We start from the raw sequence: 16,880 nt of genomic DNA, 5'->3' as shown, positions 1-16,880 counted from the left end.
GGAGGGATTCGAACCCTCGAAGAGGTTGCCCCCTTACCTGATTTCGAGTCAGGCCGATTCAGCCGCTCTCGCACTTCTCCATGGGGCGCAAGTATATAGTATTCGGGTAGTATCCAAAAACACTCAAAACAACAAACGGAGACAACTTTTGAACAGCACAGCACACAACCGGTTTATTTTTCTGGGTTTTATCGCCGCCGGCTTTACCAATATATTTGGCATGCTCGCCGCTAGCGAATTTTTCACCAACTCAGCCTTTCATGAATTGTCGCCCGAAGTTTTTTCTCCCTTTGGCACTTTCATGGTGATGGTGTGGGGTTTGGCTTATCTGTCTGTGGCCAAACAAGCGCATCAACTGCCCGCAATCTGTTTTGTATTCGCTTTCGAGAAGGCAATCTACGTGTACACCTGGGTCATCTGGATTAGCAGTAAATCGGACATGCTGCCCATCATCCGTGAAGAAACACCACTGCTCGCCCTGTTTTACTCCGGCTACGGCCTCATCGATTTGGCATACGCCCTCTTTTTTGCGTGGGTAGGTATTCGCGCACTTCAAAAATAAGCACAGAAACGTAGACATCAAACCGGTGCATGCACCACATACATCCTGACCGGCGCACTGATTTATTTGGTGCGCCGCACCAAACTTGCTCCACGCACCAAAATTAGCGCGAAATCTCGCACTGATTTCACTCAATTTCACACCTGTGCACTTCTTTTTTGCATGGCACACAAACTGCTAAGTGTGTTGTAAGACCTATGCCAACGAAGGACAGGGTCAAATGCTTTTCAGTAATGAAGTAAAGAAGTACCGGACAACGGCGTCCGTCCCAAACTTGCTGGGCAGGTGTGGTGATGTGCGCCGTTTTTTCTTGGCTTGAATTTTCGAGGACGCACACCATGAGCAACAAACCCACTGACAAAAAACCAGAATTGTCGGAAACACGTCGCACCTTCATCAAACAATCCGCCGCGGTGTGGGGCTCTACCCTGCTGGCTGGTTTTGGCGCACCGTCTATCGTGATGGCGCAATCCACCAAGATCGAAACCACCAAAGCAAAACTGGGTTTCATTGCGCTGACCGACGCAGCTCCGCTGTTCGTGGGTATTGAGAAAGGTTTCTTCAAAAAACACGGCATGCCCGATGTGGAAGTACTCAAGCAATCATCCTGGGGCACCACCCGCGATAATCTCGTGCTGGGCTCTGCCAACGGTGGTATCGATGGCGCCCACATTCTGACGCCCATGCCCTACCTGATTAGCACTGGCGCCATGACTGCCAACAATATTCCCACACCCATGTACATTCTTGCCCGCCTTAACCTGGGCGGCCAGTGCATTTCAGTGGGCGAAGAATACAAGGCATTGAAAGTGGGTACTGACACCCGCGAATTCAAAAAAGCGTTGATGGCCAAGAAAGGCGGCGGCAAAGCAGTCAGCGCTGCCATGACATTCCCGGGTGGTACTCACGATTTGTGGATCCGCTACTGGATGGCAGCTGGCGGAATTCATCCCAACAACGACCTGTCGACCATCGTTGTTCCGCCCGCGCAAATGGTGGCCAACATGAAGGTGGGCAGCATGGACACATTCTGCGTGTGCGAACCCTGGAACAAGCAATTGATCAGCCAGAAAATTGGCTACACCGCACTGACCACCAGCGAACTTTGGCAAAACCACCCCGAGAAAGCGCTGGGTATGCGCAAAGACTGGGTAGATGCCAACCCGAATGCAGCCAAAGCCTTGGTGATGGCTGTGATGGAAGCGCAAATGTTCTGCGAAGAACCCGCCAATCGCGAAGAAGTGGCCCGCATCTGTTCGCAGCGCCGCTGGATCAACGCACCCATGACCGATATTGTTGATCGCATGAAAGGCGATTTCGATTACGGTACAGGCCGTGTGGTCACCAACAGCCCCCAACAAATGCGCTACTGGAAGGATCAGGCCTCCTACCCCTTCCAAAGCCACGACTTGTGGTTCCTGACCGAGAACCAGCGCTGGGGTTACCTGCCAAGCAAACTGGACACCAGCAGCCTGATCAAGCAGGTGAACCGCGAAGACATCTGGCGCCAGGCGGCAAGCACTTTGAAGATCGACAAATCTGCCATCCCCGCCGGTACTTCGCGCGGTGTTGAAAAAATGTTCGACGGCAAAGTATTCGACCCCAAGAACCCCAAGGCGTACCTCGACAGTTTGGCCATTAAAGCCATGAAGGCCTGAGTATTTTATTAAAGGATTCAAATCATGATGACCACTGACTCTTTAGAACGTTTGCAAACCGCCCACAAGGTGAAGAGCAAGCCATTCATTGAAACTGCAGCTTTCAAGCAAGTCAAAGAAAGCCTGGGCAAGCTGGTTCCGCCCGTCGTAGTCATGACCATTTTGTTGCTGATCTGGGAAATCCTGTGCAGCACCGAAGGTGCACGACTGCCGGCGCCCAGCAAAGTGATCACCGACACTTGGGAGTTGATCATCAATCCGCTGTATGACAATGGCGGCAACGATGTGGGCATGGCCTGGCAAATACTGGCCAGCCTTGAACGAGTCGCGATTGGCTACAGCCTGGCAGTGGTGGTGGGCGTTGCGCTCGGTGTGTTGGTGGGTCAGTCCACCTGGGCCCTGCGTGGTTTGGATCCTTTGTTTCAGGTACTGCGCACCGTGCCCCCGCTGGCGTGGTTGCCTTTGTCGCTGGCGGGTTTTCAGGATGGAAACCCGTCTGCGATTTTCGTGATCTTCATCACGGCCATTTGGCCGATCATCATCAACACTTCAGTGGGCATTCGCAACATTCCCGAAGATTACCGAAACGTGTCACGCGTCATTCAGCACAACGGCATTGAGTACTTCTGGAAGATCATGCTGCCTGCCGCTGCGCCCTATATTTTCTCGGGCCTTCGTATTGGTGTGGGCCTTAGCTGGTTGGCCATTGTTGCCGCTGAAATGTTGATTGGTGGTGTGGGCATTGGCTTCTTTATCTGGGACGCCTGGAACAGCTCGCTGATCAGCGACATTGTTCTGGCACTGGTCTACGTGGGCATCGTCGGTTTCATTCTCGACCGTTGCGTGGCCTGGGTGGGCAACAAAATTACACGCGGTACATCTGCAGGTTAAGGAGTAATAACATGAGCGATCGTTTCCTGAGTATTTCCCAAGTGCAAATGCGTTTTGAGCGCAATGGCATCGTGAACCCGGTGTTGAAAGACATCAACCTGGAAGTGAACCGTGGCGAATACATTTCCCTGATTGGCCACTCGGGTTGTGGAAAGTCCACCGTGCTGAACATCATTGCGGGTTTGCTGACCGCCAGCGAGGGTGTCGTGATTGTCGACAATCGCGAAGTGAACTCACCAGGCCCTGACCGTGCGCTGGTGTTTCAAAACCATTCCCTGCTGCCCTGGCTCACCGTGTATCAGAACGTTGAAATTGCAGTTGAAAAAATCTTCAAAGGCAAAAAAAGCAAAACTGAGCAACGAGAATGGATTCTGCACAACCTTGACATGGTGAACATGAGCCATGCACTGGATCGCCTGCCCTCCGAAATTTCAGGCGGTATGAAGCAGCGCGTGGGTATTGCCCGTGCCCTGGCCATGGAACCCAAGGTGTTGCTGCTGGATGAACCTTTCGGCGCACTGGACGCACTCACCCGCGCCCACCTGCAAGATGAAGTCATGCGCATTCAAAACGAGTTGAAAAACACGGTGGTGATGATTACGCACGATGTAGACGAAGCCGTGTTGTTGTCCGATCGTATCGTGATGATGACCAACGGCCCTTCAGCCACCATTGGTCAAATTCTGGACATCGACTTGCCCCGCCCCCGTGACCGCTTGGCCCTGGCCGACGACCCCACCTACAACCACTACCGGCATGAAGTACTCAGCTTCCTGCACGAGAAACAACGCAAGGTTGAAGCCATCGATAAACACAGGCAGGTGAAAGCCAAAACAGATTCAAAGGTAAGCGCAAGCGCATAAACACCATTTGACTCGACCAGAAAACCGCCAGTTTTGCGACTGGCGGTTTTTTTTCGACCCTAGGGAAAGTACCGATAGGTAAGGGTTTGCTCCTATTTAGTTAGCCTTTGTACGCCATCACAATGCAGGTTCGAAAAGTAAAACCAAAAACAACAGTCGAAAGCTAAATCAATTTAAGGAGGCAAAATGACTGACTCAGTGAACAACCAAAAGCGCCGCGATTTTATCAAAGGCACATCAGTGGCTGCAGTAGGTGCAGGCGCCATGGCGTTCCCCATGATTTCCACTGCTCAAACAGTGAACATGCGCTTCCAGAGCACATGGCCCCAGAAGGACATTTTCCACGAATACGCAGTTGACTTTGCTGACAAAGTAAACAGCATGACCGGTGGTCGCCTGAAGATTGAAGTTTTGCCTGCTGGTTCCGTGGTCAAAGCGTTTGACCTGCTAGATGCGGTGAACAAGGGCACACTGGACGGTGGTCACGGCGTTATTGCCTACTGGTACGGCAAAAACGCAGCGGTGGCTCTGTGGGGTTCAGGCCCATCCTTCGGCATGGACGCAAACATGCTGCTGGCCTGGCACAAGTACGGCGGTGGCAAAGAACTGCAAGAAGAAATCTACAAAGAACTGAACATGGACGTGGTGTCTTTCATGACAGGCCCAATGCCAACTCAGCCACTGGGCTGGTTCAAAAAGCCAGTGACCAAGGCTGAAGACCTGAAAGGCCTGAAGTTCCGTACAGTTGGCCTGTCTGTAGACATGTTCACGAAAATGGGTGTTGCAGTTAACGCCCTGCCCGGCGGCGAAATCGTTCCAGCAATGGACCGTGGCCTGCTGGACGCTGCTGAATTCAACAACGCTTCTTCAGATCGCATTTTGGGCTTCCCAGATGTATCTAAAGTGTGCATGTTGCAGTCATTCCACCAGTCTTCTGAACAATTCGAAGTCATGTTCAACAAGACCAAGTACAACAAGCTGCCTGCGGAAATCAAAGCGATCATCGCCAACGCGGCCGAGGCAGCATCTGCTGACATGAGCTGGAAGGCAGTGGACCGCTACTCAAAAGACTACATGGAAATGCAAAGCAAACAAGGCGTGAAATTCTTCAAAACGCCGGACAGCATTTTGAAAGCACAATTGAAAGCTTGGGATGAAGTGACCACAGCCAAAGCCGCTGAAAACCCAATGTTCAAAAAAGTGCTGGAGTCACAGCGTGCATTTGCTGCACGTGCAGCCAAGTGGCAAGCCGACACTTCTGTCGACTTCAAGATGGCTCAAGCCTTCTACGCCCAGAAAAAGAAGTAATCAGTTGTTCCAGTCCTGAAAGCCAACATCTGCACAACGGATGTTGGCTTTTTTTAAAACCGAACCCGAGGTTCACCCCATGTTAGCTTTCCTACATTTGGTTGACAGAATTTCCACCAAAGTCGGGCACATTTTTGCCTGGACCATTGTTCTGTTGACTGGCGTCATTGTGTACGAGGTGTTTACTCGATACGTCCTGAATAGCCCTAACCCATGGGTATTCGATGTGTCATACATTTTGTACGGTATCTTGTTCATGATGGCAGGTGCTTACACATTGGCCACCAACGGCCATGTGCGCGGAGACATTCTGTACGGCTTTCTTGAGCCCAGAACACAAGCCATTCTCGACCTGATTCTATATTTCGTTTTCTTCTTCCCCGGCATCATCGCATTGACCTACGCAGGTTACACATTCGCTGACGAAGCTTGGGCCATCAAGGAAATGTCATCCATCACCGCCGATGGTCCGCCCATTTACCCGTTCAAGGCCTTCATCCCACTGGCCGGTTTCTTTTTGCTGCTGCAAGGCGTTGTGGAAGTAATCCGCTGCATCATGTGCATCAAGGATGGCGCATGGCCCAAGCGTGAAGACGACGTGGAAGAAGTGGACGTAGAGAAGTTGAAAGCCTCTCTCGGCAAGAATTAACAGGAATCATCATGAAAAAAGAACTATATTTTGGTGTTGCCATTATGGCGATGATCCTGATCGGGGTCGCCATTGCAATGCCTGCGCCATCGGAAATGACAGACGGCCACTTGGGCCTGCTAATGCTCTCGCTGGTTGTTGTGGCCATCATGCTGGGCTTTCCAACCGCTTTTACCCTGATGGGCATGGGCGTAATTTTCACCTACTTCGCTTACGACGGGAACATACAGAAAACGCTCGACCTGATGGTTCAGTCCACCTACAAGGTGATGACCAACGACGTGCTGATTTCCGTTCCCCTGTTCGTATTCATGGGTTACCTGGTTGAACGCGCAAACCTGATCGAGAAACTGTTCAAATCGTTACACCTTGCCATGGCCCGCTTGCCTGGCGCTTTGGGCGTTGCAACGCTGGTAACCTGCGCAATTTTCGCGACTGCCACTGGTATTGTGGGCGCGGTAGTTACCTTGATGGGTCTGCTGGCCATGCCCAGCATGTTGAAAGCGGGTTACGACACCAAAATGGCTGCCGGTGCAATTACCGCAGGCGGATGTTTGGGTATTCTGATTCCACCTTCAGTGCTGTTGATCGTGTACGGCGCAACGGCCGGTGTTTCAGTAGTTCAGTTGTACGCTGGTGCGCTGTTTCCTGGTTTGATGCTGACAACCATGTACATCGCCTACATCATCATTCGCGCGAAAATCAACCCAAAATCTGCGCCCCCTTTGTCCGAAGAAGAACGCCGTGTGCCACTAAGCCCTGTGCTTGATTCATTGAAGCGCACTTACGGTAGCAGCCGCGCAGTGTCTGCCTTGGTGAATGGCTTGAAAGGGCGTCGTGAAGGCAACCTGACCGGTGGTCAAGTTGCTGGCCAGTTGTTCGTGGCGATGATCCCCGCGATTTTTGCTGCCTTCATTTTGGGCTTGGTGTATTCATCACTGACTGCCCCCAAAGAAGCTGCATTTGACACCTCAGGATTGGTGAGCTTTGGTTCCGGTTACGAAAGCTCCGGCAGCAGCAACTATGACTTTGGTCTGGAAGAGCCTGCTGGCGCAGAAACGACCGAAGCTGCGGCAGCGCCCGCACTGGAAGAACCTGTTGCAGAAGAAGCTACTGCTGAAGCTGAATCAACTCCTGCACCCACAACCTTCTGGATTTGGTTAATGGCGATTGTGGCTGTATTGGGATACTACTATTCACGCCTCAGCTTTGAGCGCTTGGAAGTATTCAAAATGCTGCTGACTTCATTCTTCCCACTGGCGATTTTGATCGGCGCTGTGTTGGGCAGTATCGTGATGGGCTTGGCCACACCTTCGGAAGCAGCCGCATTGGGCGCGTTCGGTGGCTTGTTGCTTGCTGCCGGCTATCGTCAACTCAGCTTTCCTGTGCTGCGCGAATCTGCCTTCCTGACTTCCAAAACCACCGCCATGGTGTGCTGGTTGTTCGTGGGTTCGTCCATTTTCTCTGCTGCATTCGCACTGTTGGGTGGGCAAGAACTGGTTGAAACATGGGTGCTTTCTTTGGGCCTCACACCCATTGAATTCCTGCTGCTGTCACAAGTGATTATTTTCTTGTTGGGTTGGCCTTTGGAATGGACCGAAATCATCGTGATTTTCATGCCGATTTTCATCCCGCTGCTGCCCTACTTTGATGTGGATCCCCTGTTCTTCGGCTTGCTGGTCGCACTGAATTTGCAAACCGCCTTCCTGTCTCCACCCGTGGCCATGGCGGCGTTTTACCTGAAGGGTGTATCGCCACCCGGGGTAACCTTGAACCAGATTTTCATGGGCATGATCCCTTTCATGTTTATTCAAATCTTCGCCATGTTCGTACTGTACGTATTCCCACAGATCGGCATGTGGCTGCCAAGCGTGTTGTACAGATAATCCGTGCAACGCTGTCAATCAGCAAATCAGAAAGGCGTCCTTCGGGGCGCTTTTTTGTTGCCAGCGGGCCAATTCGACCCTTGGTGTACAATGCAAAAATACTTTGTAGTTTTGTAGGACTTCTTGGTGCCGGGCGACGTAATTACCATTGGTAAAAATTTCGGTTGTACGACCGGCCTTGCAGCTTTCGTAGGAGTGCCTGGCAAAACCGGTGGGCATGCCCACTGGACCCACCAAATTGCCATTGACCTGGACGGCAAGGAAATTGCCTGTTTCTGTGATAGGCAGTGGTTCAAGTCACAAGGCGTATTCGTACCCTGCGGCCACACGCACTCTGTTGAGCCCGGCAGGCAAGTCAACCTGTTCTTTGACAAAAGCGTGAACTGGATTGATGAAATCTTCGGTGGCAAGCTCGACACAGCGTGTGCCCGAGTGCTCGACCGAGACACCTTGCTGGGCATTCAAAGCTGCTTTTTCCATTCGACCGATGTGCGTACAGGCGTTGCACTGTTTGCAAATGCCTTTGAACTGCGCACGCAAACAGAAGAAAACCCGATTGAACAGAAGCGCTGGGAAACAGTGATGAACAAGGTCAAAGCGCTAAGCGCCAGCCCGGCAGAGACTGATCAAGACACTTACAGACAACTGGGCGCGCTGTTCGCACTTTAGTTCGCCGGATAGCCGCGTAATTTCAACCAGGTAAATCCAATCACGCCGGACAAAACAGAGGCAATCAAAATCGCCATTTTTGAATCGTTGACCAGATCGCCCGCGCCCACAAAGGCAAGGTTGGTTATGAAGATGGACATTGTGAATCCAATACCCGCCAAGGCCCCGGCACCAAACACATGACGCCAGGCCAAATCGTTTGGTAAACGGCACAAACCAAGAGCCACGGCCACAAACGCGAACAAGGTCACACCAATGGGCTTGCCAACAACCAGACCAAGAATAATACCCATGCTGTTGGAGCTCATTAAACTTTCTGCCCAGCCCGCACCAACAATTACCCCAGCATTCACAAAAGCGAAAATCGGTAGAATCAGCAGTGTCACTGGCTTGTGAAGCGCATGTTCAAGCACCTCGGAAGGTGAGTCGGCGTCGTCAACCACTTTGGAAGCTGGAATGGCAAAGGCCAGCAATACGCCGGCAAGGGTCGCATGCACACCCGACTTCAACATGAAGAACCACATCAAAACACCCAAAAGAAGATACGGCACAAGTGTCACGATCTTGAATAAGCGATTCATGACGAACATCGCAATGAGTACCAGCAAGGCCAATCCCAGGAAGGTGAGAGATAACTGGCTTGTGTAAAACACAGCGATCACGATGATGGCCACCAGGTCATCGACGACTGCCACGGCCACCAAAAAAACCTTCAGGGAAGCAGGTACCGATTTTCCAAGCAAACTTAATGCAGCCAAAGCAAAAACAATGTCTGTCGCCATTGGAATGCCGATACCGGCTTGTGTAGGTGTACCGGCATTCAGTGCAAAATGAATGCTTGCTGGAATAAGAACCCCACCAGCCGCCGCAAGAACGGGAAACAACGCCTTCTGTAAATTTGAAAGCTCACCACTAAGCAGTTCACGCTTTAGTTCAAGGCCAACAAGCAGAAAAAAGATCGCCATCAGTCCATCGTTAACCCAGTACGCCAGGCTCAAGCCGGCTACTACGTTTTGCCAAAAGCCAACGAACTCAGTGCCGATTGGGGAGTTGGCCAAGGCAAGCGCAAGCAGCGCAAAGGCGGTCAAAAGCACACTGCCCGCGCGTTCGGATTGGAAAAACTGCTGGAAGGTATTCGACAAAGGAATTTCAACCTGGGACATTGTTGTGAGTCTCGTTTGGTTTCAGACGGGTAACAGTCTAACAGCCGATGATGAATCAATCATAAAATTCGGTATTCACCAAGCGTTACGATCCGTTCGTTCGAATCGACTCACAGGTCGCAACAACAAAAAACCCGCCACGAGGGCGGGTTTCGATGTTTTTGGCGGAAGCTGTGAGATTCGAACTCACGGAGGGCTCGCACCCTCGCCGGTTTTCAAGACCGGTGCATTCAACCGCTCTGCCAAGCTTCCGAGCCCGCAATTATAACCACAAACCCCATAGTTTGGAAACCTCTTGGGGCAATATTTCCGAATAATACTTAACCCTTCAAACCCATGCGCTTTTTCATGGCTTGCATGCTGACATAGGCCAGCACCGCAATGGTTGGAATGGCCACGGCAATGGCCAAGTCGGGTGAAACAGGCACACCCACGGCTTTCAGCCCCTTGGCCAGATAACCCACCAAGCTGGCACCGTAGTAGGAAATGGCAACAATCGACAAACCTTCAACGGTTTCCTGCAAGCGCAACTGCACCTTGGCACGCTTGTCCATGCTGGTCAGTAGTCGCTGGTTCTGGCTTTCACGCTCAATTTCAACACGCGTGCGCAGTAGTTGGGTGACCCGTGAAATACGGGCGGCCAATTCGTCTTGCCGGCGTGCAGTCCAGGTGCAGGTTTTCATGGCAGGGCCCAAGCGGCGGTCCATGAATTCACCAAACGTTTGCATGCCCACCATGGGAATTTCTTTCAACTCGGCAATGCGTTTTTTAACCAGGTCGGTGTACGCTTCAGCTGCGGTAAAACGTACCCGGTTCTCGGCGCTTAACTGCTCCACGCGCGCAGCCAGGTCGGTCAGCTGGCTCAACAACTTTCGATCCAGCTCCACATCCTCGCTGGTCACTTCGGCCAGGTCTTCGGTTTTGCTGGTTTCGGCCATTTCAGTGGCCAGCTTCACCAAACGGTCTTCATAAGACGAAAGCTTCGGCAATGTAGCACGCGCCACCGGAAAGCTGAGCAAGGCCATCATGCGGTAAGTTTCCATCTCGATGGTGCGCTGAACCACCCTGCCCAGTTGTCGCGATCCCATTTTCAAATTGCAAATCAAAATGCGGCTTGCACCGCGGTCTGCAATTCGAAGATCAGAAAACACCTGCCCTGCACCATTGGCAATCATGCCGCCAATCAGGGTATTGCCATCAAAATAACCAGCCACGCTACGCGGTTCTCGGGGGGTGTCCGTTTTTTGAACAAACAGTTCAATGGCCACCAGCATGATGCCCGGCAAAGCCGCCATCCAGCTGGGGGGCAAGCGCCGTGTGACCGGGCGATCAAACACAATCGCATGGTCGGCCCGCTCAAAGAAGGTCAATGTAATGAATTCATTGTGGCGCTCCAGCCGCAGGCGCAAGGCAGATTCACCGCCGCACAGGCTAAGGCTTACCTGGGGTGCAGCCAGCTCGTCATCGGAAACTGGTTTGCATCCGCAATAGTCCACCAAGGCTTGCAACTGGGCAACGATCTGGGGCGTGACATCCCCCTGCACCAGCAAGGCAATGTGGAAGACCCTTTCCTGTGGCCACAGGGCCTCAGTGGGGCGGGAATGAACTTCATCGTTGAGTGCATGCCGCAACGGATATGGCTGGGGCAGCAAATTGCTTTTGTTCATGAGAAATCGGGTTGGTGTGCGCTTAGCTTCGAGCGCGAAGTTCAGGCCAGGCTTTCATCAGGTAATAGCACATCGACCAAACCGTCAAAACGGCTGCCACGTAAATACCCAAGGTACCCAGCACATGGAAGTCGATGCCCATCCAGGTTTCATTGACCAACAACATGGGAATGGCCACCATTTGCGCGATAGTTTTGAATTTGCCAAGCCAGTTCACGGCCACGCTGTTGCGCGCGCCGATGCTGGCCATCCATTCACGCAGGGCAGAAATGGTAATCTCGCGACCAATAATGATCAGCGCAATGAATGGGCCGATACGCCCAAGATCAACCAGCACAATCAAGGCAGCGCCCACCATCAGCTTGTCGGCCACCGGATCAAGAAATGCGCCAAACGCGGAAGTTTGATTCCAGCGGCGTGCCAAATAACCATCGACGAAATCGGTAATGGCTGCGAACACGAACACCCAAGCGCCCACCCAGTTTTGCATGGAGATGGACATGACAGTTTCGGGCAAAAAATAAATGCCAACGACCAGAGGAATTAAAATAATCCGGACCCAGGTCAGGATCATGGGCAGGTTCATGGGCATGGTTGTTTTTCTTCTGTTAAGTAAAAATACACTCTATAGAGGTACGAATATATCAGCGTGCACACCGGTTTAGACAGCCCTCTTCAGTGCAAACGCCGATATATTTCTTCGGCCAGCGTTTTCGAAATGCCCTCGACCGTTTGCAAGTCTTCCACGCTGGCTGCTTTTACACCACGCAAACCGCCAAAACGGGTCAGCAACTTTTGCTTGCGACGCGCACCAATGCCTTCAATTTCATCCAGCTCGGAAGCTTGCCTTGCCTTGGCACGCTTGGCACGCATGCCGGTAATCGCAAAGCGGTGGGCCTCGTCACGAATTTGCGCAATCAACATGAGTGCGGGGTGACCAGGGCCCAACTCCAGGCTTGGCCGCCCGTCTGGAAACACCAGTGTTTCCAGACCCACCTTGCGGTTCTCGCCTTTTTTTACACCCACAATCAGGCTGATGTCCAATCCCAGTAGTTCAAATACCTGGCGTGCCACTTCAATTTGACCTTTGCCACCGTCGATCAACACCACATGCGGCATCACGATGGGGGTTTTTCCTTCGCGCTGATAGCGCCGTGTTACCGCTTGGCGCATGGCAGCATAATCGTCGCCCGGGGTAATGCCCTCAATGTTGTAGCGGCGGTACTCACGGCTTTGCATGTCGTGATTGTGAAACACCACACACGAGGCCTGCGTGGCCTCGCCAGCCGTGTGCGAAATGTCAAAACATTCCACACGCAAAGTGGCCAACAAATCAATTTCCTCAGCAGGCGAATCTGCCACAGGCTCAGCTCCTGCGGCCGTTCCGCTGAGCAAGCCATCAGCCTCACTGGCCTGCAAGGCTTCTTCAAGCCGTGTTTCCAAACCCAGGGTTTCAACCAGCGCACGCGTGCGGAACTGGGCGGAGCCCTGCTCTGCGATTCGCCTGGCGATTGCAATTTCCGCATTGTCAACTGCCATGTCCAACCACTTTCTGCGCTCACTCTGCGGCTGTCGAATCAGGTTGATTTTCTTGCCCGCCTGCTGGCTCAAGGCCATCAGCAGTTCAGGCGCGTCCAGGTCCTGATTCACGATCAACAAGTTTGGAATTGGCCTGTCCACATAGGCCTGGCTCAAGAAAGCCTCCAGCACCTCGGGCCCGATGTCCTCACTGGCCTGCGCTACACTGGGGAACATGGGCTTGTCACCCAAATGCCGCCCGCCGCGCACCATGGCCAGGTTCACGCAAACCGCACCGCCCTTGATAACCACAGCGATAATGTCTGCATCGTCATCACCGCCGGTGGTGTCAACAGACTGCTTTTGTAACACCCGGCTCAGTGCACCCAGCTGGTTGCGGTACATGGCTGCTTTCTCAAACTCCAGCAAACCGCTGGCCTCCAGCATTTTCTCTTCCAGATTGGCCAGTACCGACTTGTGGTCGCCCCGCAAGAAGCGCGATGCGGCTTCTACATCTTTCGCATACTCTTCCGGGCTGATCCAGTTCACACATGGCGCACTGCACCGCTGAATTTGCGCCTGCAAACACGGGCGTGAGCGATGAGAAAATACGGTGTCTTCACAGGTCCGCAGCAAAAATACACGCTGCAAAACCTGAATGCTTTCCTTCACAGCCCAAGCGTTGGGAAAGGGACCAAAGAACTGTGATTTTTTATCGACCGCACCGCGGTAATAGGCCACGCGTGGGTACTTGTGATTCGTCAGGCGAAGGTAAGGATAGCTTTTGTCATCACGAAACAGAATGTTGTAGCGCGGGCTTAAGCTTTTGATCAGATTGTTCTCAAGCAGCAAGGCTTCTGCTTCAGTTCGGGTCGGTGTTACATCCACCCGCACAATACGCTCCACCATGTGGCTGGTGCGCGGGCTTGCGTGGGTTTTCTGAAAGTACGAAGAAACCCGTTTTTTCAGGTTCTTGGCTTTGCCCACATACATCACGGTGCCGTTTGCATCAATCATGCGATACACACCAGGTCGTGTCGTCAATTCCTTCAAAAACGCGGCAATGTCAAAAGGCATGTCAGGCGTTTGAGACGTTGCTTGCTCGTCGCTCATCGCCCTGCCCTTAAGCCTTCAGGTAGCGGCTGATCGATTCCAGCACAGCCTCAAACATGGGTGTGGTCAACCGGCCAGTTTGCGTGTTGTATCGGCTGACGTGGTAACTGTCGAACAAACGAAACGCACCAAGGTCGTGTTGGGCGGCGTGTCCAAATTTGAATGCACTTTGCTTTTGGTCCATGGCTTTCAGCACGGCCTGATGCCCCACCAGCCCCAAGGCCAATACAGCCTTGGGCGGGTGAACCTTGAACTCATGCGCGATGAACTGATTGCAGGTTTTAATTTCAGTCGGCGTGGGCTTGTTTTCCGGTGGTACGCACTTCACTGCATTGCTGACACGCGCATTCAGCAGTTGCATGCCATCGCCCACAGCGATTGAAACCGGCCTGTTGGCAAAACCGAATTTGTGCAAGGTGCTGTAAAGCAAGTCGCCGCAATAGTCGCCTGTGAACGGTCGCCCGCTGCGGTTTGCTCCGTGCAGCCCAGGCGCCAAACCAACAATCAGTAGTTCTGCATTCTCAGGACCAAAAGGTGGCACCGGGCCATTGAAATGAGCCGGAAATTTTTGGCGATTCTGTTCATGAAATGCATGCAAACGCGGGCAGTCAGTGCAATGCACATCAAACACCTTGGCTGGCCATTGCTGGTCCACTGCCAGGGGTTGCCATGCCAGTGTTTTGTCCATTTAACCCAAGGCCTTGCGTGCGTTGTAGAACAAACGCATCCAGGGCGAAAACTCGCCTGCGTCTTTGGGCGCCCAGCTCATTTGCACATTCCGGAACACGCGCTCAGGGTGCGGCATCATGATGGTGAAGCGGCCATCGGGCGTGGTAAAACCGGCCAGTGCGTCCGGGCTGCCATTGGGGTTGAATGGGTACTGCTGTGTGGCCTCGCCTTGCGAATTCACATACTGCACTGCCACCAAACCTTCTGCGCTCAACTGGGCATGATTGCCCTGGCGTGAAAAGTCAGCCCGGCCTTCACCGTGCGCAACCACCACAGGCACCACAGAGCCTTCCATACCGCTCAACAAAATCGAAGACGTCTTGTTGATTTTTACATTCACCAACCGCGCTTCATATTGCTCACTTTCATTGCGCATCAACTTGGGCCAGTGCGCCGCACCGGGTATCAAATCGGCCAATGTGGCCATCATTTGGCAGCCATTGCACACGCCCAAACCGAACACATCACTGCGGCCAAAGAATTCTGCAAACTGGTCAGCCAGCACGCTGTTGTATCGAATAGTTTTGGCCCAGCCTTCACCGGCACCCAACACGTCGCCGTAGCTGAAGCCACCGCATGCTGCCAAGCCCTGGAAGTCAGCCAGCTTGCGCTTGCCTGTCAACAGGTCGCTCATGTGCACGTCTACTGCCTCAAAACCAGCCAAGGTAAATGCACCTGCCATTTCAAGTTGGCCGTTTACGCCTTGCTCACGCAACACAGCCACACGGGGTTTCGCCCCGGTTGCAATGAAAGGCGCTGCCGGGTTTTCCGTGATGTCAAAGCCGGGTTGCCACACCAAGGCGTTGGGCAATTCAGCAGCGGCTTTGTGTTCGCTTTCGGCACACACCGGGTTGTCGCGGCGTTTGGCAATCTGGTAGCTGGTGTCATCCCAAATGCCTTGCAGCTTGGCGCGGCTTTCGGAGTAAATACACTTGGCATCGCGATAAAACTCGATCACATCGCGATCATTGGGCTTGCCGATAATATTGCTGTACTTGCTCAAACTGAAATCGCGCAGCACTTGCATGGCTTCGCTTTTTTGCGCGGCAGGCACTTGCAATACAACACCCAGTTCTTCGTTGAACAAGGCCTTCAGGGTTAGCTCACCGCGCTGTACGCTGACCTGCTCCGGGCGAATTTTAAAGTCGCCCCAATCGGCTGAATACGGGTCAATGGTGATCAAATCAAGGTTGATCGACAAACCACATCGGCTTGCAAAACTCATTTCCGCCAAGGCCGCCAGCAAACCACCATCTGACCGATCGTGATAAGCGTGCACCAAACCTTTTTCACGCAAGGCATTCAACGCTTGTGCAAAGTTTTTAATGTCGCTTGCGTCCTCCACATCAGGCACATCGGTACCCAACTGGTTGGTCACCTGTGCCAATACGCTGGCACCCATGCGCATTTTGCCGCGGGCCAAATCCACCAACACCAGCACGGTGTCCTCGGCCGTGTTCAACACTGGTGTTAGCGTGCCACGAACATCTGTAATTTTCGAGAATGCAGTCACAATCAAACTAACCGGCGACAACACTTCCTTCTGTACATCGCCTTCATTCCAGCGCGTGCGCATGGAAAGCGAATCCTTCCCCACCGGAATGCCCAAGCCCAATTGCGGGCAAAGGTCCATGCCAATCGCTTTCACGGTGTCGAACAAAGCGGCGTCTTGGCCGGGCGTGCCGCAAGCAGCCATCCAGTTGGCGCTCAGCTTCACGTCCTCCAGTTTTTCAACAGGTGCGGCCAACAAGTTGGTAATGCTTTCAGCGATGGCCATGCGACCTGAAGCGGGTGCATTCAATACGGCCAGCGGTGTACGTTCACCCATGGCCATGGCTTGGCCAGCGTATCCGGTGTAGTCATCTATCGTCACGGCCACGTCGGCCACGGGCACCTGGTAAGGTCCCACCATTTGATCGCGGGCCGTGAAGCCACCCACGGTGCGGTCGCCAATTGTAATCAGGAAGCGCTTGGAAGCCACAGCCGGGAATTTCAACACTTGCTCAATGGCTTGCCCCAATTCGGTTTGGGTCAAATCCATTTCTGCTTTCACCGTTTCTATGCGGTTGTCATTGCGCTCCATGCGGGGTGGCTTGCCCAGCAAAACTTCCATGGGCATGTCCACTGGGTTGCTACTGCTTTCGGCATCCAACACCTTTAGTTGGCGCTCGTCAGTCACCACACCCACCACACAGAAGGGGCAA

General features: G+C 52.9%; 14 protein-coding genes and 1 tRNA gene. 8 read left to right on the top strand and 7 right to left on the bottom strand.

The genetic code is table 11. From position 1 onward, the window contains the following. The first annotated feature begins 148 nt into the window (after positions 1–148). From B4N58_RS02960 to B4N58_RS02925, 8 genes are all read left to right on the top strand, one after another. Positions 149–562 (top strand): hypothetical protein, encoded by a 414-nt coding sequence (locus B4N58_RS02960; RefSeq protein ID WP_008252909.1) that lies wholly within the window; start codon positions 149–151, stop codon positions 560–562. Between the two features lie 338 nt (positions 563–900). Beyond that, complete coding sequence (locus B4N58_RS02955) at positions 901–2,220, top strand: CmpA/NrtA family ABC transporter substrate-binding protein (protein ID WP_291745613.1); 1,320 nt, start codon at positions 901–903, stop codon at positions 2,218–2,220. Positions 2,221–2,244: 24 nt separating this feature from the next. Then, positions 2,245–3,111 carry a nitrate ABC transporter permease gene (gene ntrB, locus B4N58_RS02950; RefSeq protein WP_008252912.1) on the top strand — a complete coding sequence of 289 codons (867 nt, stop codon included), beginning with the start codon at positions 2,245–2,247 and terminating at the stop codon, positions 3,109–3,111. 11 nt (positions 3,112–3,122) lie between these two features. Continuing rightward, the gene (locus B4N58_RS02945; RefSeq protein ID WP_008252915.1) at positions 3,123–3,974 is read left to right on the top strand and encodes an ABC transporter ATP-binding protein; all 852 of its coding nucleotides are present in this window, start codon (positions 3,123–3,125) and stop codon (positions 3,972–3,974) included. Positions 3,975–4,160: 186 nt separating this feature from the next. Further along, positions 4,161–5,282, top strand: coding sequence for a TRAP transporter substrate-binding protein (locus B4N58_RS02940; RefSeq protein ID WP_291745610.1), 1,122 nt, complete (start codon positions 4,161–4,163; stop codon positions 5,280–5,282). Positions 5,283–5,361: 79 nt separating this feature from the next. Then, positions 5,362–5,931, top strand: a complete 570-nt coding sequence (locus B4N58_RS02935) for a TRAP transporter small permease subunit (protein WP_291745608.1) — start codon at positions 5,362–5,364, stop codon at positions 5,929–5,931. A gap of 11 nt (positions 5,932–5,942) precedes the next feature. Next, positions 5,943–7,817: a TRAP transporter large permease gene (locus tag B4N58_RS02930; protein WP_291745606.1), complete on the top strand. Its 1,875-nt coding sequence runs from the start codon at positions 5,943–5,945 to the stop codon at positions 7,815–7,817. A gap of 126 nt (positions 7,818–7,943) precedes the next feature. Then, positions 7,944–8,486 (top strand): hypothetical protein, encoded by a 543-nt coding sequence (locus tag B4N58_RS02925; RefSeq protein WP_291745604.1) that lies wholly within the window; start codon positions 7,944–7,946, stop codon positions 8,484–8,486. Here B4N58_RS02925 and nhaA read toward each other — a convergent pair. The 7 genes from nhaA to purL all read right to left on the bottom strand — a co-directional run. After that, positions 8,483–9,649 (bottom strand): Na+/H+ antiporter NhaA, encoded by a 1,167-nt coding sequence (gene nhaA / locus B4N58_RS02920; protein WP_291745602.1) that lies wholly within the window; start codon positions 9,647–9,649, stop codon positions 8,483–8,485. The genes B4N58_RS02925 and nhaA overlap by 4 nt on opposite strands. A gap of 162 nt (positions 9,650–9,811) precedes the next feature. After that, positions 9,812–9,901, bottom strand: a tRNA-Ser gene (locus B4N58_RS02915). Positions 9,902–9,969: 68 nt separating this feature from the next. After that, entirely contained in the window at positions 9,970–11,316 is a 1,347-nt protein-coding gene (locus B4N58_RS02910) for a DUF3422 family protein (RefSeq protein ID WP_291745601.1), read from the bottom strand. Positions 11,317–11,338: 22 nt separating this feature from the next. After that, a complete protein-coding gene (gene pgsA, locus B4N58_RS02905) occupies positions 11,339–11,908 on the bottom strand; it encodes a CDP-diacylglycerol--glycerol-3-phosphate 3-phosphatidyltransferase (protein WP_291745599.1) in 570 nt (189 codons plus the stop codon). A gap of 83 nt (positions 11,909–11,991) precedes the next feature. Next, positions 11,992–13,911, bottom strand: a complete 1,920-nt coding sequence (gene uvrC / locus B4N58_RS02900; RefSeq protein WP_291745632.1) for an excinuclease ABC subunit UvrC — start codon at positions 13,909–13,911, stop codon at positions 11,992–11,994. A 46-nt stretch (positions 13,912–13,957) separates the two neighbouring features. Beyond that, the gene (locus tag B4N58_RS02895; protein ID WP_291745597.1) at positions 13,958–14,635 is read right to left on the bottom strand and encodes a uracil-DNA glycosylase; all 678 of its coding nucleotides are present in this window, start codon (positions 14,633–14,635) and stop codon (positions 13,958–13,960) included. Next, positions 14,636–16,880: phosphoribosylformylglycinamidine synthase (gene purL / locus B4N58_RS02890; RefSeq protein ID WP_291745595.1), on the bottom strand; the 2,245-nt coding region annotated here is incomplete at its 5' end.

Source organism: Limnobacter sp. UBA3528 (assembly GCF_002377005.1).
In the GTDB taxonomy this organism is placed as follows: Bacteria; Pseudomonadota; Gammaproteobacteria; order Burkholderiales; family Burkholderiaceae_B; genus Limnobacter.
Note: the sequence above shows the minus strand (reverse complement) of the source record. Positions and strands in the feature narration are given on the sequence as shown.

Excerpts from the sequence above, each read along its gene's own strand:
- uvrC (WP_291745632.1), bottom strand. The coding sequence starts at position 13,911 with ATGCCTTTTGACATTGCCGCGTTTTTGAAGGAATTGACGACACGACCT.
- B4N58_RS02940 (WP_291745610.1), top strand. The coding sequence starts at position 4,161 with ATGACTGACTCAGTGAACAACCAAAAGCGCCGCGATTTTATCAAAGGC.
- B4N58_RS02910 (WP_291745601.1), bottom strand. The coding sequence starts at position 11,316 with ATGAACAAAAGCAATTTGCTGCCCCAGCCATATCCGTTGCGGCATGCA.
- B4N58_RS02895 (WP_291745597.1), bottom strand. The coding sequence starts at position 14,635 with ATGGACAAAACACTGGCATGGCAACCCCTGGCAGTGGACCAGCAATGG.
- nhaA (WP_291745602.1), bottom strand. The coding sequence starts at position 9,649 with ATGTCCCAGGTTGAAATTCCTTTGTCGAATACCTTCCAGCAGTTTTTC.
- B4N58_RS02930 (WP_291745606.1), top strand. The coding sequence starts at position 5,943 with ATGAAAAAAGAACTATATTTTGGTGTTGCCATTATGGCGATGATCCTG.
- pgsA (WP_291745599.1), bottom strand. The coding sequence starts at position 11,908 with ATGCCCATGAACCTGCCCATGATCCTGACCTGGGTCCGGATTATTTTA.
- B4N58_RS02945 (WP_008252915.1), top strand. The coding sequence starts at position 3,123 with ATGAGCGATCGTTTCCTGAGTATTTCCCAAGTGCAAATGCGTTTTGAG.
- ntrB (WP_008252912.1), top strand. The coding sequence starts at position 2,245 with ATGATGACCACTGACTCTTTAGAACGTTTGCAAACCGCCCACAAGGTG.
- B4N58_RS02955 (WP_291745613.1), top strand. The coding sequence starts at position 901 with ATGAGCAACAAACCCACTGACAAAAAACCAGAATTGTCGGAAACACGT.
- B4N58_RS02935 (WP_291745608.1), top strand. The coding sequence starts at position 5,362 with ATGTTAGCTTTCCTACATTTGGTTGACAGAATTTCCACCAAAGTCGGG.